The following is an 18,499-nucleotide window of genomic DNA, read 5'->3' on the forward strand; positions in this document are numbered from 1 at the left end:
ACTGAGTTAAACGCGTCTGCCTCATGTAAGCAGGGCGTGAAACCCACATCACCATTCAATGCAAAAAGGAAGGTGTAAGAGTCAAGTTCCTGAACCACGTAACCGACCCGACCGGGAGCCATTACGCACCTTTTTTATCTATAGAAATGGGAGTCAAGCCAGTAACGATTGTTTTCATGGCGCGACCACTGGTGATCATTTCCGTTTCCATCTCTGCGATGAAGGGGAAAGTCAAATGCTTGAATTTGTCGTATTCAGAAGCCTCCCCAAAGTTATATTCAACGGTGGCGAAGCCCTTGGCGTTACCCTTGGAATCATCCAGCCGTGTTTGCACGTAGACCTTTGTAGAGTCATATGCTTGGCCTGATTCGAGAGTGCCTTTGCTTGCTTTCATACCTGTAACAGTGACTTTAGTCATGACAATAATCCTTCATAGTAGTTAGGCGCTTTGATATGCTTTTTCCTAGACGTAGCGCGAACGTCAGGAGCTTTGAAAGTGAAGTCTTCAGCATTAGGCTGAACATGTGTGTTGTGGATAAATTCACCACATGTATGTATCGTGGCTGTGACTGCTGCCAATCGTTTTGGGTATGCTTTATGATCGTCAGAGCTGACCTTATCCAGCCATTCCTTGTCGCCAAACAGTTGACGCAGGAAGCGGTTATATTTGCCGAACTGATGCTTAGTCACTCGGCAAGCTGCATCGACTGATATCTCAGCAGTTTTTTGTTTAAGCTCTAGCCGTTTCGGTGTATCTACCGTGGCGAATTCAGCGAAGCATGGATATGCACCAGCAAAATAATTTTCTGGTTCAAGAAGGATGTCCAGGGGGATGATTCTGTCGCTGGCTTTGAACTCAACTTCTGCCCTGCACCAGAGCGACTCAACTACACCGAGTTGCTTGCCTTTTTCATAGAAGCGGCAGAATTTGCCACTGGCACGTATACCGAAAGTAGCTGTTCTCCCCTGCCCTGTTGGTTCATGCCAATTGCCAACGGTTTCTATATTGCATCTACGTCCGCCCTTGGCACTGTTGAAGCCGCGTTCTTTCCATTTTTCGACCGCCCAATCCACGCTCAGATACGCGCCTTCCATGTCATCATGGGCAAGGTCTATCCGGCTGATCTGGCCGCGTACGACATCTTTACTCGATAGGAATTTATGCAACCGCTTTTCCCATCCGGGAAGGGCTTCAGAGCAGCCTGTACCGTTGAGGGTAATCAGCATTGTCTGGCTCTGGCCACCGAAGCAGACGAAGCCGAAGTTATCGCCGAGTACCCAACTCTCAGCATAGAAATTCATACCTTGATCACGTTTCGACGTGACCCCATACCCAAGGATTTTTTCAAGCTGGCGTGAGGCTTCAATCACGTATGCATCGTTATCGATTAGGACGTGTTTAGCTGTGCGGTTAAACGACATTTCGTGCACGGTGAAATTAACCCAATCGATGATGCACAGACGGTTATGCGCCTGACGTTTTGCGAGCGTGGTCAGGACACGACTCCCTTTTAAAACCAGTTCTTCGACCGTCTCGGCTACGTTTTCCCCCATGTTATTAATGGGGGCGTTACCCGGCTGTGCGCCTGTGGTGAAACCCCCGTGTTCTGCTGCGGCTGTGCGCCCTTCGGTACGCGCAGGCGCAGCAGAAGCACGGGTGTTTTTTTGAGTGTTTGTTGTCATAGTTTTATTTATGTGACGCGTCACGGAAATTCGCATCTGTTTCGATGGTCTGGCGAGTTCTGCGCAATGCTTGCAGGGAGTCGAGTGCTTGCCACAGGATGTGCAGTTGATCCGTCAGGTGCAAAAACTGTTCGCCATGTGCATCATCCATTGCGGCACCTTGCGAAATCATCAGGTCATAATCCGCTTGCAACTGTGCAATCACAGATGCCAGCTTGTCGTCAGTGAGTCTCATGGATTAGCCCTATGAAAAAGCGCTGTTACGACCCAACCAATCCACATGCAGAAACCAAGAATTGCCCACGAGGACAGCAGGTAACACACATCATCAAACGTCATTTTCTGCACCTCTTAAAAAGTCAAACTTCTTCTGCTTCTGCCTTGCGCGGTACTCTCTTGCCCTTTGCGCGGGTGTTTTGGCATTCGGGTCAGGCGGGCGACCGGGGCGAGGTGTATCAAATGCGTCACGGGTAAACTTGTCATTTGCCTGTTTCATGGTAGAGTCTCGGAAAGTTCACAGATGCAAACGTTCACAATCGAAAACTAAAGTTCACATGTGTAAAGTTTACAAAGGTGAACATTAGTTCACACATGTAAATCATGTCAAGAGGAAAATTATGAGAAGCGTAAAATTCTTAGAAAAATTGCAATACGAAAAGCGTATGAATGACACTGAAGTCGCTGCATATTTGAAAATCAGCAAATCAGCGGTGAGCCAGTACAAATCTGGAAATCGAATAATGGATGACGAAACATGCTTAGGAATCGCATTAGGACTAGGCATAAATCCCATGGAAATTGTGGGAGCAGCATGCATTGACCGTGCTGAAAAGACAGGTCAAAAATCGTTATGGGAAGTTTTTATGTCGAGGATGGCAGCAACCGCTAGTGCCCTCCTCTTGTGCTTCAGTGTCAATTTATTATTGACACTCGAAAAAGCGGAAGCCGCGCCAGTATTGGCTTACAGCCATGTTGTTGATGGCGAGAACTTTATATTATGTTAAATTACTGCTTGGGATGCTGGCTCAGAAAGTGCGCAAACGATAGACACTCGGCTACCCAGCAAACTGAGAACCAGACCGAAAGCTGATCTGTCAACACATCAGAGTTGATAACATAGGGCTGTTTCAGTGCCTCGGAATAAACCAGTTGGATGACCTGGTCAACATTGACCATGAGGAATTCAAACTTTAAAGGCGGGTTCACTGGTGCAACTGATGCGGCCTGCACTGTTTGGCAGAGCAGGTTTGACCACAACACTTTGCGGCGTGCCGCTTTAGCGATTTGTTGAGTGTCTTTTCATAAGCGCAGAGCAAAGTTGCTCTGAAAAGAGAATGATTTCCGGACTATCTTCTTTGAAAAAAATTACATATGCGTTGTCACGTGTAATCAATTTATGCATGAATCTATCTTCGGTAGTTGGCTTAGTATTACTAGATCTATATTCCGCAGTTATAACATCAAGAAATGTTTTTTTGCTTGCATGCGGATACGACTTCCTAAGTACGTTTAATATCTCAGTTGGTGTCACTTTGCCGCTTAATTGAGGAAACTGCTCATACATTTCCGTAAGCGGAACACAACCTTCCTCGCGATTTAGCGCAAGCCATTTTGTTTCTCCTGCATTCGCTCTATTCATTAACATTGTCAATGCAAACATTAGTCCAGGGAATAAACCACGCATTTAGGCACCAATTGAAAATCGAAAATTGTATAGATGATGAGACGTTTACACCAAACAATATTTTCATTGCCTTTTGAGTGCAGAAATGACAGACCGGAGTGTGAACCGGTTTGTTTGTCTTGGCTCAGACATGCCTCTTCGAGTACCGGACACGGCGACGTAAAACGATGAAGCGGAACTCGCTTCCAATAAAGTATTCGATCGAAGGGTACCAGGCCATGAATCAACGCCCTTCCCTTTTGGCTATTGACATAGCCCGCGCTGAGTCGCTCTATATCGAGGGAACAGACATAGAGTCCTGCTCCAGCGTTGTGACAGTATCGCGCGACTGGCGAGCTCGCTGCTGTAATCGGCGTGAAGGCATGACTGCAGGACATGTTTTTTGAAGGCTCGGAGTAAGATAATAAAGAATGAAGACATTTAGTCCCTAGGGAGACTCAGCCGTCTCAAGCAGAAATCTCTAAAATTCCGAATGGCCGTGCAGCCTCCAACCGTTAGCCATATGCCGCAGCTTGTCCGTGAAACACCTCCGGTTAAGTATTCCGGTCAACGGGTCCGAATAAGCCATCACTTCAAGCTGGTGCCGGCTGGCCTGCAATTCGGCAGTGCGCTGGTTTACCATTTCTTGCAGCTCGTGTTCGCGTCGCCGCAGGTAAGATGTCCGTATCTGGAACAGACAGCCCATCAGGGCGACCACGCGCCATCACGATTAGAGCCGCGCAATTGCGGCGTGTATTCGCCAGGAGAGAGGTTAGTGTAACTGACGCGGCGTAGCGACGAGTCTGTGCTAATCCATTCCTTGTCAAAACCGAGTAGACGGTAGGTGTAGCGGTTGCGCTCAGGTGCCGAAAAATCGAGAGCGGAAAACTCCACTGCGAAACCGCGCTCCTGGCCGTCAGGGGTCATCCCAATCACAGCGCGATGCTTGAGGTCAGTGACGTTTTCATTGAAAGGCTGGGCGAGCACCGGTTTGTCGTTCACAGATACGGCCGTAACGACCAACGGCGCCTCGTAGTTCCATGCAGTGATGTGTGGAATTTTATTTTTTTCCTTGCAATAAGCATATTTTCATCTACTATAAGGCAGAAAGTTATAAAATTGTACACTTATTCACCAGCAGTATTTGAAGCTGGCTAATCATTGCATTACTAACTTCTCGTTAGAATACCAACATGTTCCGACTGGGCAAGAAGTAATTGACACTATGCACTGACTCGTCAGCAATGATCCCGTGTGCTGTTTGCAATGCTCACCCATTGAAAGAGTAGTCTATGTCAACAATTTCCACCTTTCCAAATGGATCTGTCCGCATGATAACGCGGTCCCAGGTACCCAAAGCTCCACAGGATCTGCAGGCAGTAATTGCGGTCGGAGAACGAAGCGATGTAGTACAAATAGCTGCACCGCGCCATCTCTATCGACCGGCTTACCTGCGAAACGTCGACCAGGGAGACGCCGAACTAGTCACGCAGCCACTTGCTTCGCCAACCGGACCGGGCTCGGCTGCTGGCTTCCGGAATCGGGACGGAAGCCAGCTTGCACGTCCAGAAGTGATAAACATCTATCTCGGTCCGTTTTGGGGAGACCGTTCTTTCCTTGAGCAATTCAGCAAGGCCGTGGTTGAGTTCGGGTATCTACAACCGTTGAATGAGCTGGGTTATGGCACGGGTTCCGGTCGCTACGTTGGCGCAGTAGACGGACCGAAACTGAAGGCCGGTTCTGTCTTTGGGGACACCGACGCGCGCAACGTGATTACGGCACTTATATCAGCAGGAACGATCAAAGCCAACGTTAACAGTCTGTTTATGCTGATCCTACCATCGGGTGTTACATCCCGAATGGATGGCAGCGGTGCTGAATCCTGCTCCACCTATTGCGGCTACTACGACGCGTTTGTGCATGCGGGGTTTGAGGTCGCCTACGCCGTTATGCCCTCCCCAGTAGGATGTACTGGTTGCGGATCAGGTGATATGGGTGACTTCACCGCTGTGTACGCCCATGAATTAGCCGAGGCCGCCACGGACAAGGTTCCAGGAAGAGGCTGGGTTGCTGGCGACGGACAGGAAAATGGTGACTTGGAGGCCTGGATACTGTTTGGCTGGGGCCCGCCATCCGATCCCAAACGCTTTACTGTACAGGGTTACTACACCATTGAGCGAGGCAATACTTCGGGGGCATGGAGCGGGCCGGACGTGCTCTGAACTAGCATGCGGATTGGGACTTGAAATCGGTTGAGATGCGGCAGAATAGCTTGCGCCAAGGGTTCTATTTTCTCAAAAGAATCCTCAGCATTTCGGTAAACTCGGAATCTGGCCCAGGTGGAATATCCTCAAGTGGGAGCAACCAAGGTGCTTCACACCATGTTGCACACTCGCTGTCGAGGTCGATTTCATGAGGAAATAAAGGGTGGGCGCTGAAATAGGATTGCAGTATCGAGTCTGTCGATACAATTTCATTGTCTCGGGCACGACAGACTTCACAGTGATGGCGTGAAGTGATGAGTTTGAGCTTTGCGACATTTCGCTCATGCGCCGCTACAGCGGTCTCATAGGTTAATCGCAGGTTTCTTAAAACTCCACCTACCGCCGCAGCGTCGCATACTGGCAGCAATCTCTCCTGCCCTTCCCTATAAATCCGGTATTCTTTGTTACTGGCCATCCAGTAAGCGTCAGCAAGCGGGTGACCGCATAAATCAAGTTCGTCCGGGGATGGTACAAAGGTGAATTCCTTGAGACAAGGAATGATAATTTTTTGAAAATCACTTTCAGTCATGGTTATGCCAGTCCCGGCGATGGCCCTTACCGATTTGCATTCCAATAATATTCTTAATGAGTTCGACTATTAGAACAGGTTAGATCGTGATGTCAAACCTGAAAACAGTCCATGGACTAAAACTCGGTGTATATCACCAACCATTCGAATGTTAATGTTGGAGCCAATAAAATATCCAGCACTTCGAGGCTGTGCGCATTGATATCTTGAACCTCATTAATAGAGATTTCCTAAAAGAGACATTCTTGCAGCCATAAACGCATATTGCTTTAGCTGCTTCGGTGATACAGGAAGGCACTTTGATAGACTGGGCCGCATTGCTATATGCAGCGCACATTCGGCCCTCTCGCGACCCATCCACGTAGCGAGATCAGCTTTGCTGTCAGTAAGCCCAAGGGTGGCTCATAAGGTCATGTCATCATTGCAGTGGCACAGTTGCGATTCCAATGTAGGCTAATGAGCGCGATCGCCAATATGAATGTCCTTTGGCTGACTTTAAGTAATTTGTTTAACGGCTCAGTCAATTCCCCTTATCTTTTCCATCGTTATCGCGTAAAGCGGCAGCTGGTTTGTCTAAAGCGGTGCATAAAGCAAGGCAAGCCTTCCTTGATCAAAATGCACCGACGTAATTTTCTGCCAGCGCCGTTGCCATTGCGCGAGAGCTGACCACGCACTCCAGTTCCGCTCGCTGCATTTCACGCTGGAACGGACTGGCGTCAGCGAAGGTATGCAGCAGGCTGGTCATCCACCACGAAAAGTACTCGGCGCGCCAGATGCGCTTCAAGGCTGCTGCCGTGTAGCCATGCAGCCGGTCTTCTTGTCCCTTGTGGTAAAACTGTTCCAGCCCCTGCGCTACCAAATACACGTCTGACACTGCCAGGTTCATGCCCTTGGCACCAGTAGGTGGCACAATATGCGCGGCGTCGCCCGCCAGGAACAGCCTGCCTGCCTGCATGGGGGTAGACACGAAGCTGCGCATGCCGATGATGTTTTTTTGAAAGATACGTCCTTCATTGACCCGCCAGCCATCGTTATTTTCCAGGCGTGCATGTAATTCGGCCCAGATGCGGTCGTCCGACCAGTTATCGACGTGATCAGCGGGATCACATTGGAAGTACAGGCGTTGTACAGTAGATGTGCGCGTACTGACCAAGGCAAAGCCACGTTGGTGCTGCGCATAGATCAGCTCATTGGACGATGGTGCTGATTCCACCAGAATGCCGAACCAGCCGAAGCCATAGTTACGCTGGTAATCCTGGCGGTCTTGTGATGGCATCGCTGGCCGCGTGATGCCGTGGTAGCCGTCACAGCCGATGACAAAATCGGCTTCGATGTGTACTGCCCCGCCATGATAAGTAAAGCTGACCGATGGCGTGACAGTGTCAATGCCACGCAGTTCTACCCCGCTGACTTCGAACAGCAATTGTCCCTGTGCAGCCTGCCGGGCAGCCACCAGGTCTTTAATCACTTCGTGTTGCGGATAGACGGTGATGGCCTTGCCGGTAAGCTCGGTCAGGTCAATGCGACGGCGTTGTCCGTCGAAGGCCAGTTCTATTCCGTGGTGCAGCGCGCCTTCAGCCTGCATGCGCGCACCAACGCCAGCGTTCTTTAGAATATCCATGGTGCCTTGTTCCAGCACGCCAGCGCGTATCGTTGCTTCAATCTCGGCCTGACTGCGTGACTCCAGCACGATGGATTCAATGCCATTCAAATGCAGCAGATGGGATAGCAACAAGCCGGCAGGGCCGGCACCAATGATGGCTACTTGAGTACGCATGATGTCTCCGATATGGTTTTAATGTGCAGTCATCGTAGCGTCGGATCTGTCGAAAAAAAATGGATGAAACAACTTAAAACTTGTACTATTTCGACATTCAGTCATTTTTTACCAATACGATTATTCATGGCCCGCAACGCAAAATCGGCACCACCTGACATTCCACAGTTTGGCCTGTACGGTGAGTATGTACAGGGGGGGAATGCCGAATTTGTACACATTGAGCTAATCGAAACCCGCAGCCGGGTGCACCACTGGCATATCGAAAAGCACACTCACAGCGGTTTGTTTCAGGTACTTTTTCTCTTTGGTGGTGAAGTCCGCGCCAGCGTCAATGGTGCTGTCTGGGAGTGCAACGCGCCGACCGTCATCACCATCCATCCGTCTGTGGTACATGGCTTCGATTTTTCGGCGGAGGCGCATGGCTACGTGCTGACGGTGGACCAGAACGTGGTCTTCGCAGTGGCGGAAAATCATGGTGACTTGTACTCTTCACTGTTTGTAGAGCCACTGGCGATCGATCTGGCGGGTCATCCTGAGCTACGCGCGCGACTGGAATCGCTGTTGCAAAACTTGCTGGCAGAAGCAACCTGGCCGCAGTACGGCCACACGCTGATGCTGGAATGGTTGGCGCGCAGCACCTTGTTGCTACTGGTGCGGCTGAACGAGGAGCGGCGCTTTGTCGATCAGTCGGGGCGCCGCGACTTTGAATTATTTAGCCATTTCCGCGCCGAGGTAGAAAAGCATTACAGGGACCAATGGCAGCTTAGCCAGTATGCTACCGTGCTGCGTACCTCGCCAGTCAGCCTGAACCGGCTGTGTCTCAAACTATCCGGCAAATCGGCATTTGATATCACGCAGGATCGGCTGATACTGGAAGCCTGTCGCAAGCTGACTTATTTACCCGCCAGCATTGCCAGTATTGCCTATGAACTGGGGTTCCAGGACCCGGCCTACTTCAGCCGCCTGTTCAAAAAACGCATGGGTTTGACACCCAAGGAATTCCGCAGTAATTGAGGCGCAGTTAAGGTGTAGTGCGAAGGTCACCCATGGGTAGCAGTATTACAGCAAGGCATTCAACTCGACCTGGATCTTGATCAGTGCAGGCAGGCAGCGCTCCACCATTTGTTCGCGTGGCATGCGACCGGCATGCACGCTGATGTTCATTGCAGCCACCACCTCACTACGGAAGTTCTTTAGCGGGACGGCGATGGTGCGCAGTCCCAATTCCAGTTCCTGATCCACCATCGCATAACCTTGTGTGCGGGCATGCATGATTTCCTGCGCCAGGCGCTCCTTGTTGAGGATGGTGTATTCGGTGATTTGCTCTGGCTGGGCGCGCTCCAGAAAATTGTCGACCTGCTCCTGAGGCAGATGAGCCAGCAGTATCCGTCCGTTTGCAGTACAGTACGCGGGCACCCGGGTACCAGGCTGCAATGTGACTGACACCAGTTGCCCGGCGCTGGCAGCAGCTACGCATACCAGTTGATCGTGATCGAGTACACCGACCGATGCCGCTTCCCCCAATGAATAAGCGAGCCGGTACAACAAGGGCTGCGCAATGCGCGGCAAGCGCGCCGAATGCAGATAGGACTGTCCCAGGCGCAGGACCATAGGCGTCAACGCGAACAGTTTGTTTTCATGTCGCATGTAGCCAAGATGAGTCAGCGTGATTAGATAGCGGCGCGCTGCCGCCCGCGTCAAACCGGTGAGTTCGGCCACTTCAGCGATGGTCAGTCGGCTACGCTCCTGATCGAAGGCGGCAATCACCTGCAAGCCTTTTTCCAGTCCTGCCACCAGGTCGCGTTGGGCGGGAAGTTCTTGTTCTGGCACCATAAGACAGAAAATGAAAGGATTTTATAAATTTGTGCGATTGTCGCACATTTTGTGCGTATAGCGAATATCACCAGCATCTGATGTATTGTGATGCCAGTGCAGATTTCATACCATGCATCTCACACATAGTCTTAATAACAGGAGACCTGTCTTGAAATTCGATGCTATCGCGTCCGGCGTCTATCCGGAACTGATCTACCCACCTTACAAGTCCACGTTGAAGCGTGGCCCTACCCAGCCGCTGTTACGTATCCAGGCGGACCAGCCGGTGCTTGATAACCTGCGACCCTCGCCACGTATCCTGCTGCCAAACGACACCGACCTGACTGCGCATGGCTTGGGCGAGCCGCTTGGCGAAAAGATCGTCGTCACCGGCCGGGTAATCGACGAGGATGGCAAGCCAGTGCGCAATTCGCTGATCGAAGTCTGGCAATGCAATTCCGCCGGCCGCTATTGGCACAAACGTGACCAGCACCAGGCACCACTTGATCCAAACTTCTACGGCTTCGGCAAGATGATGACCGACGGCGACGGCCGCTATCGCTTCATCACCATCAAGCCTGGTCCTTACCCATGGGGTAATCACGACAAGGCATGGCGTCCGGCGCACATCCATTTTTCCCTGTTCGGCAATGTCTATGCGCAACGCCTGGTCACTCAGATGTATTTTCCCAGTGATCCGCTGTTCGACTATGACCCCATCTTCCAGAGCATCCCGGACCTGGCTGCACGCCTGCGCCTGATTTCGCGCTATAGTCTGGAGCACACTGACAGCGACAAGATGCTGGGCTATGAATTCGATATCGTACTGCGTGGCCGTGACGCTGCGCCCATGGGCATTTAATGGAGACCCGCATGAGCAATATCACGACATCACAAACCATTGGCCCCTTTTCGCATGAAGCCTGGCAATGGGCCGTAGATGCAACAGATGCCACTGCCGCCGCGCTACTGGAAACCACAGCAACCACCATCACTATCAGCGGTGCCATTTATGACGGTGATGGTCAACCTATCAATGATGCCCAGATCGAAGCCTGGCAACCAGCCGCGGCCGGCGCAGAAGCCGCACAAGCTCTGCCGGGTTTTCGTCGGGTGCCAAGTGACGATGCGGGCCGTTTCAGCTTGCGCCTTTCGCAAATTGAGTTACCCACCATGGGCATGCCGGCTACCTTCATCACCGTGTTCGCGCGTGGCCTTGTCAAGCACCAGTTCACCGCTATTTTTCTGGATGACGACAGCGGCCTGGCGCAATCTGCGATACTGCAGCAGGTGCCAGAAAACCGCCGCCCTACCCTGATCGCGCGCAAGACCGCGCCAGGCACCTATCACTGGGACATCTGGATGCAGACCGATAAAGAAACTGCATTTTTCGACTATGTGTGACCTTGTAGCGGGGTTCTCTTGAGTGTATCCATTTTCGATAGTTTCCTTACCACGCCGGACATGATCGCGGTCTTTGATGATGCCGCGATCGTGCAGGCCATGTTGCGCTTTGAAGCAGCGCTGGCACAAGCCCAGTCTGAGGAAGGTTTGCTTTCAGCAGCGACGGCGCGTGCCATTGCTGGTGTTTGCAATGCGCAGTTGTATGACATTCCGGCCATCGTCAATGCTGGTCGCCGCGCTGGCAGTCTGGCTATCCCGCTGGTGCATGAACTGATACGCACCGTGGCGCTGTACGATGCAGAGGCAGCGACGCGCGTCCATTGGGGTAGTACAAGCCAGGACGTGATCGATACTGCCATGGTGCTGGCAACGCGTGACGCGCTGCAGTTGCTGGACGATGGTTTGCATGACCTGACCGGACGGCTGCTGCAGCTGGCTGACCTGCACATCGCGACGCCGGTGCTGGCACGCACGCTGATGCAGCCGGCGCAAGTCAGCAGTTTTGGTTTTAAGGTAGCTGGCTGGCTGGCACCGCTGGTACGCGCACGCGCACGTCTGCGTGAGTGCGCGGCACGGGCATTGCAACTGCAGTTGGGCGGCGCAGTCGGGACCTTGGCCGTAATGGGTGAGCAAGGCACTGCCGTAGCGGCGCGCGTTGCTATCGGTTTGGGCCTGAAGGTGGCGGATGCCGCGTGGCACACGCAGCGCGACGAATGGGTGCGACTGGGGCTGGAAGTTGCTGTGCTGACAGGCAGTCTGGGCAAAATTGCCACCGATGTCAGCCTGATGGCGCAAGGCGAAATCGCTGAACTGGCGGAACCGTCTGGCTCAGGACGAGGAGGTTCTTCCGCCATGCCACACAAACGCAATCCAGTATCGTCCATGATCACGCTGGCCGCCGCCATCCGTACACCGCAGCACGCAGCGGTGCTACTGGTCAGCATGGGACAGCAACACGAGCGCGGACTTGGCAACTGGCAGGCCGAACTTGCCGAGTGGCCCGGCCTGTTTCTGAGCGCGCACGGCGCTCTACAGGCACTGAACGACGCCTTTGCAGGTCTGCAGGTTGATACCAGTCGCATGCTGCGCAATATCGACGCTTTGCAAGGGCTGATATTTGCCGAAGCTGCATCGGCAGCACTGGCAGCCAGCGTCGGTCGGCCGGAAGCTCATCGGTTGCTGGAGAAAATGAGCACAGAAGCACTGGCCAGCCGGCGTCATTTGGCCGAGGTGCTGGCTGATGCCGTACAAGCCGACGCCAGCTTGCGCCAACAGGTTGATCAGTCTGCCCTGGCCGCCCTATTCGATCCAGTCGCTGCTACCGCACCAGCACAGCGCCTGGCACGACAGCAGCTAGACTACTTGCGCATTGACATCGCAGCACAAAATGCCATTCACTTTTATCACAGGACTACCGCATGAGCTTCGATCCTATCGACCACGACTTCGAGCGTGGGTTGCACAATCGCCGCGCCATCCTTGGTGATGCCTGGGTGGAGCGCTCGCTGGCCGGTGCCAACAGTTTCAACGCCGAATTCCAGAACCTGATCACACGTTTTGCGTGGAATGAAATCTGGGGACGGCCAGGCCTGGAGCAGCAGACCCGGCGCGCCATAGTCCTTGCCATCACGATTGCGCTGGGCCGCTGGGAAGAATTCGATCTGCATGTGCGGGCCGCATTGTTGGGTAGCGACACAAACCGCCTGACACCGGATCAGTTGAAAGAGGTCTTGATACAGTCAGCCATCTATGCCGGTGTGCCCGCTGCCAATACCGCGTTTACCCATGCACAAGTGATCTTGCGCGAAGTGGGACCGCAGATCGGCTATGAGCTTGCACCATTGACACCGTACGCTACCTGGCACCCTGGCATCGGCCATGCCGCCCGTAGTGCTGGCCAACCCGCGCTGCACTACACTATCCGGGCACCCCGCAACGGCAAGGTGCCACGCCATACGGTGGTACTGAGCCATGCACTGGGTTGCGACCTGACCATGTGGGATGATCTGGCTAACCTGCTGGCTGAAGACTGCCGGGTGATTGCTTACGACCATCGTGGTCATGGCAGTTCCGAAGCGCCAGCGGGCATGTACAGCATGGCCGACCTGGCCAACGATGCCGCCGCCCTGCTGCGTGAGCTGGATACCGGGCCGGTGGTGTGGATAGGCTTGTCACTGGGTGGTATGGTGGGTCAGGAACTGGCGCTGCGCCATCCGTCACTGATACAGGCACTGGTGCTGGCCCATACGACTTCAGGCTACACCGAAACCGCTAGAGAGGCCTGGCGCCAGCGCATCGCTACCGTGCGTGAGGGTGGCATTGAAGCGATCGCCGACGCTGTAATGGGGCGTTATTTTCATGAGCAGTTCCGCATTGAACATGCAGCCACGGTCGCCCGTTTTCGCCGCCGCGTTGTCAGCACAGATGCCGCAGGCTATATTGCTTGCTGCCATGCGGTCGGCGCAATCGATACAACTGCCCGGCTGGGTGCCATTACAGCACCGACGCTGGTGATTGCTGGCGAGCTGGACCAGGGCACGCCGGTAGAGATGTCGCGTACGCTAGTGGACAACATCCCTTGTGCACAGTTAAAAATCCTGGCTCAAGCCTCTCACCTGGGCTATGTAGAACAACCGCAAGCCTTCACGCTCGCTGTCCGGGAATTTATCGGCGCATTGTGAAGCGATGCTGGCCATCAGAAGGTCGGTCGGGTCCGGATAGACGTTTAGGTCCAAGCGGCGCCAGGAAGAGGATTGGTCGCCAGCAGTGCTTTCAGGTGTCGTCTGCAATCAGCCGTTCAGCGTGCGGCCGCCGTCAACGATGATTTCGGAGCCGACAGTCCATCGGGACTCGTCGGAAGCGAGGTACATCACCGCCTTGGCTACTTCCTCGGGCGTGCCGAAGCGACCGAACGGAATGCTTGCAGCAATGTCCTTGTTGACCTGGTCACGGTAGGCATCAGGGATACCGAGCTTGTCGTACAGCGGCGTTTCAACCGGGCCAGGACTAACGGCATTGACGCGAATGCCGCGTCCGAGCAGTTCACTTGAAAGCGTTTTCGACATGTTCAAAAATGCTGCCTTGGTCGCGCCATATACCGACGAATGCGCAGCGCCGACGTGCGCGTTGACCGACGTATTGAGCACCACCGATGCCGGGTTTGCGAAGACAGGCAATAGCGCCTGGATCAGGAAGTACGGCCCCTTGACGTTGATGTCGAACGAGCGGTCGAACATTTCTTCCGTCCACGCTTCTATCGGCACCCAAACGGATACGCCAGCGTTGAGAAATGCGATATCGAGCTGACCATAGTGCGCCTGGACGGCTTGCGCCAACTCCTTCTGAGCGGCCACGTTGGCTGAATCGGCGCGCAATACCAGAACCTCGGTGCCAAGTTCTGCCTTGGCCTTTTCAATGGAATCCAGATTGACGCCGGTGACGATGACGCGTGCGCCTTCGGCGAGGAACTGCTTGGCTGTTTCGAGGCCAATGCCACTGGTGCCACCGGTGATGAGTGTACGTTTGCCTTGCAAGCGGGACATAAAAGTTCTCCTGTAGATGAGTCGTGATCAACCAGGCTTGGCTGACCTGCTGTGAGGAGAACTATGCGCTCATGCTTGAAATTCGATAAGATAGTGTTTTTGCATATCTTTCATGCTTGTAGTGCATGAATAGGAGATTTAACTTTGGACCTGTTTCTTGTGATGACATGCTTCGCGCGTGCGGTGGAGACGGGCAGCTTTTCCGCTGCCGGTCGCGACTTGGGCTTGGGGCAGCCGAACGTCAGTCGCTATGTGGCGGCGCTGGAAGAACATCTACAAACTCGACTGCTGCACCGGTCAACGCGCAAGCTTGTCCTCACGCCAGAGGGAGAACGCTACTATGCGGAAGTCCGGCGCATCCTTGACGCCGTGGACGAGTCAGAATCGTCCTTCAGGGAGAACGTCGATCCGTCCGGATTGCTGCGCGTCGCCTGCCCGACCGCTCTGGCTCATGCATTTGTGTTGCCGCATGTCCCCGCTTTCCTGGAACGCTATCCAGGGTTGGCGCTGGATCTACAGATCAATGATCGCTATGTGAGTCTGTTAGATGAGGGAGCTGAACTGGCGATTCGGATTGGACATTTGGAAGACAGTGCACTGCGCGCGCGGCGCATCGGTTTGTTCGAGCGCGTTTTCGTCGCCAGTAAGGGATATCTCGCTAAACGCGGCGTCCCCGTCACACCGGATGATCTGCGCGGGCACGATTGTGTGATCTACACCCTGCTGTCGACAGGTACCACATGGCGCTTCCGGGATACCCAAGTTCCGGTATCCGGCAGGCTTAGTGTCAACTCACCTGAGGCCGTACGTGAATCGGTCAATGCGGGACTAGGGATCGGACATGGACCGGAATGGCTTTTCGAGGAAGGGCTCAAGAACGGTAATTTGCAGTTGCTGCTGACGGAACACACTGCACCTCCGGTCCCGATTCAAATCATCTATGTTGCAAACAGGCTGCTGCCGACGCGGGCCGTCGTATTCATGGATTTCATTGCCGAAGTGTTTTCCCAGATTCCAGCTCTTAACGCCCTTCAGCTGCAAGTAACGTAATAATCCTATCGACAGGAAGTGGTTATCCGCCAACCCCTCTAGCCCCTTGGGCTGATGGCTGGGCGACAGTCGTTGCCGCCCCACCCCGACGCGATTCACAATTGCCGGGTCGAGTCGTTCTCACAGATTGACTTTGAGGTGGTTTGCTCGGCCCTTGGCCTGGAGGCTGTGCCATTGATGATCCTCGACGCCCAACAAAATAACGCTGAGTCGAGTTATTTGACGTCTCAGCAATCTGGGTGATAGCGCCAGTGGGCCTCCCCACCGAAAGGCGGCGGGTTAGTTTTACCCAACGTGATCTCGCCCAGTCCAATGGCGGTGAGCATCTGGAATCGAGTGCTCACCGAGATCGATACGCCAATGTTTTTCAGCTTGGCCACCTGGGCGTCACGCACCTCGGCAGCTTGGATCACCTCTTGGCTCACGTCCTGCTGTTCTTCGGCCTATCACGCACAGGCATGCTTTCGACGACCAACTGATAGGATGTATTGACCAGTTCAGTGAGCAACTGCGGGGTGATGCCGCGGCCCGCGCCGACGGAGATCCAGTGCCCCTTGTCCAGGTAACGTCCAAAAGTTACCGTTTGGAAGTGATCCCGCAGCGCACTCGCATGGTCTGGATCGGCTTTTAGTGTGATGATCCTCTCGTAGGGATCATCGGTGACGATCATGAAAAGTTTATCTCCGACCTTGTACACGTCCAGCTTTTCCACGAATGGGCGGCCATGGCTCACGCCTGGCAGCGATGTCGCTACTTCTCGAGCCAGCGTCTGAAGTCGGCGCTGCGAAAGGCTTCTTGTACCTGACCTCCAGTCGCCGGAATCGCGCACGTTCATATGAAAACCTGTCCCAATATGTCTGTAGGACTCGCGTGTTTTCGTCCTGGGAGCGCCTTGGCGCTGCTCCATGTGTCTTTTGCCACGAGGTTGCCTTGCAAGGAGCGAGGAGAGCAGCGTTCCTCGATCAGGAGGCCGAGGGAATTGTCATGGACTGCGTTATCGCCCAATTCGAGTGAACGATACGCCATGCGCCCGTGATCTTCCGGTAAACCTCTGTCGAGTTCCAGGCACGTAGCAATTCTTCTGTGCCGTTCGCATCCACGACGTAGCTACGCAGGTTATAGCTTAGGACGGCCAAGTCACCCGCCTCGCTGGTGATCACATGTGGATTGAGATACTCACTGCGCACGATATGCGGGTTCTTATACAGCTTCTGGATGTGCGCGACGACGGCGTCGCGTCCTACCAGCATGCTCTCTAGAGCAGGATCGAAGTAGCTGATGTCATCATGGAAGTTGTCGAGATAACCCCGGTTGTCTCCCGCGCTCCATCGCTCATTGATGGTGCGTTCCAACTCAAACACTTCCTGCTTGACCATTTCAAGATTGATGTTCATTGCTGATTCCCTTATTGTCTCTAAAAATGTTATTTTCTCTCACTGAGTGCAATCTATAAAGGCAGAAATTTGCATTTTTACGATACTTTTCGGACAATTTTTTTGTGATGGCTCGTGATCTCGCTGCTGGAAGGAGTCAATCAAATGATGGAAATATTAAGGAACCAGGTCCAGGAAATTCGTTATCGGCCCGAAGGTTTGTACCCCTATGGCCTGGAGGTGTTTCGTGTCTCAGATCTACGTCGAAGGACGAGCCGAGAAGGCATGCGCCGAACCTACGGCTATACGTTCTACATGCTGATACTCGTGACCGAGGGGCAGTGCAATCAAATATTGGATTTCCAGCCCATCTCAGACGTGGCTGGGAGCCTGATCATGGTTCGCCCTGGGCAGGCACATAACTTTGGAGAATGCGAAGCGTGGGATGGCTGGATACTGCTGGTGCGTCCGGATTTTCTTTGGCCCGTGTCCTCGCGTGAGAACCTTCGCTCTGGATTCGATATAGAACGCTTCCCAGTCGGCGTGCGCATTGATGCCAAGGATTTAGAGCGCGCAGAATACGCCATCCAATGGCTGAGGCATGACGCGGCGCGAAATGACGAAAGCAGCTCAGAGCGTGCGCGGCATGACATTGGGAAATCCAAGGAATTTATCGAGCACATGCAGTCTCATCTGCGATATGGCTTCTATGCGCTGGTTTCATGGATTGCCATTACCTACAGGGACAAGGGCTTGGACGATCTGCGCAGGCGACCGGCGTTAAGGCGTTTCCATCACTTCAAGGCATTGGTGGAGCAGCATTTTGTCGATTGGAGAAGCATCACTACTTACGCTAGTGAAATGGGGTGCACCGAGAGAAGCCTCACCCGTGCGGCCCTAGATGCCGAAGGCATTAGTGCCAAGGAGTATGTTTTAAGACGGCTTGGCCTAGAGGCGAAGCGTCTAATGGTACACACCGATTGGCCTGTCGGCGTCATTGCCGATCATCTTGGCTTCAAAGAGGCCACTCATTTTAGTAAATTCTTCCGGCGCATCACCGGATGCACGCCTCAGCAATTTCGATCCGCGAACGGGCATGGAGGAAGCGGGCGCTGTAGCGTGCCCGAATAGTGGTCGGCCAGGGAAATCGGGCGGAGGCGGCCAGCGGCCCGTCAGAGCAGGCGATTGCGCCATGGCAGGCGGCGCAGTTGGCCTGGAACAGCTCCGCTCTCTTCCTCATGTCGGGCAGGCGGGACGGCGACATGGGCTCAAGGTCAAGTAATTGTTCGAAGCTGTTAAATTGTTGCAAATTCTTCGATTAGTCGGAAGTCGCCTTGCTCGCCCTTGATGGCATATGCGCCATTATTTATTGACAGCAAAGCCACGTTTCTGGCAC

General features: G+C 53.6%; 22 protein-coding genes. 9 read left to right on the forward strand and 13 right to left on the reverse strand.

The genetic code is table 11. The features are described from left to right. Positions 1-121: 121 nt before the first annotated feature. The 4 genes from ACO0LD_RS05300 to ACO0LD_RS05315 all read right to left on the reverse strand — a co-directional run bounded on the left by ACO0LD_RS05300 (position 122) and on the right by ACO0LD_RS05315 (position 2,179). A complete protein-coding gene (locus tag ACO0LD_RS05300) occupies positions 122-418 on the reverse strand; it encodes a hypothetical protein (protein WP_423004469.1) in 297 nt (98 codons plus the stop codon). Then, on the reverse strand, positions 415-1,683 hold the full coding sequence (locus ACO0LD_RS05305; RefSeq protein ID WP_423004471.1) for a replication initiation factor domain-containing protein: 1,269 nt from the start codon (positions 1,681-1,683) through the stop codon (positions 415-417). The genes ACO0LD_RS05300 and ACO0LD_RS05305 overlap by 4 nt, the downstream gene beginning before the upstream one ends. 4 nt (positions 1,684-1,687) lie before the next feature. Beyond that, the gene (locus ACO0LD_RS05310; RefSeq protein ID WP_423004473.1) at positions 1,688-1,918 is read right to left on the reverse strand and encodes a hypothetical protein; all 231 of its coding nucleotides are present in this window, start codon (positions 1,916-1,918) and stop codon (positions 1,688-1,690) included. A 93-nt stretch (positions 1,919-2,011) separates the two neighbouring features. After that, positions 2,012-2,179, reverse strand: a complete 168-nt coding sequence (locus ACO0LD_RS05315) for a hypothetical protein (protein WP_423004475.1) — start codon at positions 2,177-2,179, stop codon at positions 2,012-2,014. Positions 2,180-2,300: 121 nt separating this feature from the next. Here ACO0LD_RS05315 and ACO0LD_RS05320 point away from each other — a divergent pair, with 121 nt between their 5' ends. Next, positions 2,301-2,687, forward strand: a complete 387-nt coding sequence (locus tag ACO0LD_RS05320; RefSeq protein WP_423004477.1) for a Cro/Cl family transcriptional regulator — start codon at positions 2,301-2,303, stop codon at positions 2,685-2,687. A 272-nt stretch (positions 2,688-2,959) separates the two neighbouring features. Here the strand turns inward: ACO0LD_RS05320 and ACO0LD_RS05325 are convergent, their stop codons facing one another. Together ACO0LD_RS05325 and ACO0LD_RS05330 are read right to left on the reverse strand one after the other, a co-directional pair. Then, positions 2,960-3,367 (reverse strand): hypothetical protein, encoded by a 408-nt coding sequence (locus ACO0LD_RS05325; RefSeq protein ID WP_423004479.1) that lies wholly within the window; start codon positions 3,365-3,367, stop codon positions 2,960-2,962. Positions 3,368-4,051: 684 nt separating this feature from the next. Further along, the gene (locus ACO0LD_RS05330; RefSeq protein WP_423004481.1) at positions 4,052-4,348 is read right to left on the reverse strand and encodes a triple tyrosine motif-containing protein; all 297 of its coding nucleotides are present in this window, start codon (positions 4,346-4,348) and stop codon (positions 4,052-4,054) included. 290 nt (positions 4,349-4,638) lie between these two features. Here ACO0LD_RS05330 and ACO0LD_RS05335 point away from each other — a divergent pair, with 290 nt between their 5' ends. Further along, positions 4,639-5,568, forward strand: a complete 930-nt coding sequence (locus tag ACO0LD_RS05335) for a hypothetical protein (protein ID WP_423004483.1) — start codon at positions 4,639-4,641, stop codon at positions 5,566-5,568. Positions 5,569-5,632: 64 nt separating this feature from the next. Here the strand turns inward: ACO0LD_RS05335 and ACO0LD_RS05340 are convergent, their stop codons facing one another. After that, positions 5,633-6,139, reverse strand: coding sequence for a hypothetical protein (locus tag ACO0LD_RS05340; protein ID WP_423004485.1), 507 nt, complete (start codon positions 6,137-6,139; stop codon positions 5,633-5,635). A gap of 610 nt (positions 6,140-6,749) precedes the next feature. Continuing rightward, complete coding sequence (locus ACO0LD_RS05345; protein ID WP_423004487.1) at positions 6,750-7,916, reverse strand: 4-hydroxybenzoate 3-monooxygenase; 1,167 nt, start codon at positions 7,914-7,916, stop codon at positions 6,750-6,752. 126 nt (positions 7,917-8,042) lie between these two features. Between ACO0LD_RS05345 and ACO0LD_RS05350 the strand changes: the two genes are divergently transcribed. Further along, a complete protein-coding gene (locus ACO0LD_RS05350) occupies positions 8,043-8,933 on the forward strand; it encodes a helix-turn-helix domain-containing protein (protein WP_423004489.1) in 891 nt (296 codons plus the stop codon). 45 nt (positions 8,934-8,978) lie between these two features. On the opposite strand, the gene ACO0LD_RS05355 is transcribed toward ACO0LD_RS05350, so the two are convergent. Then, entirely contained in the window at positions 8,979-9,752 is a 774-nt protein-coding gene (locus ACO0LD_RS05355) for an IclR family transcriptional regulator domain-containing protein (protein WP_423004491.1), read from the reverse strand. 151 nt (positions 9,753-9,903) lie between these two features. Here ACO0LD_RS05355 and pcaH point away from each other — a divergent pair, with 151 nt between their 5' ends. Genes pcaH through ACO0LD_RS05375 form a run of 4 tightly spaced genes read left to right on the forward strand, consistent with a single transcriptional unit; the run spans position 9,904 to position 13,819 of the window. Then, positions 9,904-10,596 (forward strand): protocatechuate 3,4-dioxygenase subunit beta, encoded by a 693-nt coding sequence (pcaH, locus tag ACO0LD_RS05360; protein ID WP_423005029.1) that lies wholly within the window; start codon positions 9,904-9,906, stop codon positions 10,594-10,596. Positions 10,597-10,607: 11 nt separating this feature from the next. After that, positions 10,608-11,138 carry a protocatechuate 3,4-dioxygenase gene (locus ACO0LD_RS05365; protein WP_423004493.1) on the forward strand — a complete coding sequence of 177 codons (531 nt, stop codon included), beginning with the start codon at positions 10,608-10,610 and terminating at the stop codon, positions 11,136-11,138. Between the two features lie 18 nt (positions 11,139-11,156). Further along, a complete protein-coding gene (locus ACO0LD_RS05370; RefSeq protein WP_423004495.1) occupies positions 11,157-12,560 on the forward strand; it encodes a lyase family protein in 1,404 nt (467 codons plus the stop codon). Next, a complete protein-coding gene (locus ACO0LD_RS05375) occupies positions 12,557-13,819 on the forward strand; it encodes an alpha/beta fold hydrolase (RefSeq protein WP_423004497.1) in 1,263 nt (420 codons plus the stop codon). Before ACO0LD_RS05370 ends, ACO0LD_RS05375 begins: the two co-directional genes overlap by 4 nt. A 108-nt stretch (positions 13,820-13,927) precedes the next feature. Here ACO0LD_RS05375 and ACO0LD_RS05380 read toward each other — a convergent pair whose 3' ends face one another. Then, the gene (locus ACO0LD_RS05380) at positions 13,928-14,680 is read right to left on the reverse strand and encodes an SDR family oxidoreductase (RefSeq protein ID WP_423004499.1); all 753 of its coding nucleotides are present in this window, start codon (positions 14,678-14,680) and stop codon (positions 13,928-13,930) included. A gap of 144 nt (positions 14,681-14,824) precedes the next feature. On the opposite strand from ACO0LD_RS05380, the gene ACO0LD_RS05385 reads away from it, so the two are divergent. Next, positions 14,825-15,730: a LysR family transcriptional regulator gene (locus ACO0LD_RS05385; protein WP_423004501.1), complete on the forward strand. Its 906-nt coding sequence runs from the start codon at positions 14,825-14,827 to the stop codon at positions 15,728-15,730. Positions 15,731-15,957: 227 nt separating this feature from the next. On the opposite strand, the gene ACO0LD_RS05390 is transcribed toward ACO0LD_RS05385, so the two are convergent. From ACO0LD_RS05390 to ACO0LD_RS05400, 3 genes are all read right to left on the reverse strand, one after another. Continuing rightward, positions 15,958-16,155, reverse strand: coding sequence for a hypothetical protein (locus ACO0LD_RS05390; protein ID WP_423004503.1), 198 nt, complete (start codon positions 16,153-16,155; stop codon positions 15,958-15,960). After that, on the reverse strand, positions 16,152-16,565 hold the full coding sequence (locus ACO0LD_RS05395; RefSeq protein ID WP_423004505.1) for an MmcQ/YjbR family DNA-binding protein: 414 nt from the start codon (positions 16,563-16,565) through the stop codon (positions 16,152-16,154). The genes ACO0LD_RS05390 and ACO0LD_RS05395 overlap by 4 nt, the downstream gene beginning before the upstream one ends. A 127-nt stretch (positions 16,566-16,692) precedes the next feature. Further along, positions 16,693-17,124, reverse strand: a complete 432-nt coding sequence (locus ACO0LD_RS05400) for a YybH family protein (RefSeq protein ID WP_423004507.1) — start codon at positions 17,122-17,124, stop codon at positions 16,693-16,695. 144 nt (positions 17,125-17,268) lie between these two features. Here ACO0LD_RS05400 and ACO0LD_RS05405 point away from each other — a divergent pair, with 144 nt between their 5' ends. Continuing rightward, positions 17,269-18,234 carry a helix-turn-helix transcriptional regulator gene (locus ACO0LD_RS05405; protein ID WP_423004509.1) on the forward strand — a complete coding sequence of 322 codons (966 nt, stop codon included), beginning with the start codon at positions 17,269-17,271 and terminating at the stop codon, positions 18,232-18,234. Positions 18,235-18,499: the final 265 nt, after the last annotated feature.

It is taken from the genome of Undibacterium sp. Ji83W, from assembly GCF_049340385.1.
Taxonomy (GTDB): Bacteria; Pseudomonadota; Gammaproteobacteria; order Burkholderiales; family Burkholderiaceae_D; genus Undibacterium.

What these genes read in the sequence shown, in the direction of transcription:
- ACO0LD_RS05400 (WP_423004507.1), bottom strand. Translation starts at nt 17,124, where the DNA reads ATGAACATCAATCTTGAAATGGTCAAGCAGGAAGTGTTTGAGTTGGAA.
- ACO0LD_RS05380 (WP_423004499.1), bottom strand. Translation starts at nt 14,680, where the DNA reads ATGTCCCGCTTGCAAGGCAAACGTACACTCATCACCGGTGGCACCAGT.
- ACO0LD_RS05375 (WP_423004497.1), top strand. Translation starts at nt 12,557, where the DNA reads ATGAGCTTCGATCCTATCGACCACGACTTCGAGCGTGGGTTGCACAAT.
- ACO0LD_RS05365 (WP_423004493.1), top strand. Translation starts at nt 10,608, where the DNA reads ATGAGCAATATCACGACATCACAAACCATTGGCCCCTTTTCGCATGAA.
- ACO0LD_RS05300 (WP_423004469.1), bottom strand. Translation starts at nt 418, where the DNA reads ATGACTAAAGTCACTGTTACAGGTATGAAAGCAAGCAAAGGCACTCTC.
- ACO0LD_RS05315 (WP_423004475.1), bottom strand. Translation starts at nt 2,179, where the DNA reads ATGAAACAGGCAAATGACAAGTTTACCCGTGACGCATTTGATACACCT.
- ACO0LD_RS05325 (WP_423004479.1), bottom strand. Translation starts at nt 3,367, where the DNA reads ATGCGTGGTTTATTCCCTGGACTAATGTTTGCATTGACAATGTTAATG.
- ACO0LD_RS05335 (WP_423004483.1), top strand. Translation starts at nt 4,639, where the DNA reads ATGTCAACAATTTCCACCTTTCCAAATGGATCTGTCCGCATGATAACG.
- ACO0LD_RS05305 (WP_423004471.1), bottom strand. Translation starts at nt 1,683, where the DNA reads ATGACAACAAACACTCAAAAAAACACCCGTGCTTCTGCTGCGCCTGCG.
- ACO0LD_RS05405 (WP_423004509.1), top strand. Translation starts at nt 17,269, where the DNA reads ATGATGGAAATATTAAGGAACCAGGTCCAGGAAATTCGTTATCGGCCC.
- ACO0LD_RS05320 (WP_423004477.1), top strand. Translation starts at nt 2,301, where the DNA reads ATGAGAAGCGTAAAATTCTTAGAAAAATTGCAATACGAAAAGCGTATG.
- ACO0LD_RS05350 (WP_423004489.1), top strand. Translation starts at nt 8,043, where the DNA reads ATGGCCCGCAACGCAAAATCGGCACCACCTGACATTCCACAGTTTGGC.
- ACO0LD_RS05345 (WP_423004487.1), bottom strand. Translation starts at nt 7,916, where the DNA reads ATGCGTACTCAAGTAGCCATCATTGGTGCCGGCCCTGCCGGCTTGTTG.
- ACO0LD_RS05310 (WP_423004473.1), bottom strand. Translation starts at nt 1,918, where the DNA reads ATGAGACTCACTGACGACAAGCTGGCATCTGTGATTGCACAGTTGCAA.
- ACO0LD_RS05395 (WP_423004505.1), bottom strand. Translation starts at nt 16,565, where the DNA reads ATGAACGTGCGCGATTCCGGCGACTGGAGGTCAGGTACAAGAAGCCTT.
- ACO0LD_RS05340 (WP_423004485.1), bottom strand. Translation starts at nt 6,139, where the DNA reads ATGACTGAAAGTGATTTTCAAAAAATTATCATTCCTTGTCTCAAGGAA.
- ACO0LD_RS05355 (WP_423004491.1), bottom strand. Translation starts at nt 9,752, where the DNA reads ATGGTGCCAGAACAAGAACTTCCCGCCCAACGCGACCTGGTGGCAGGA.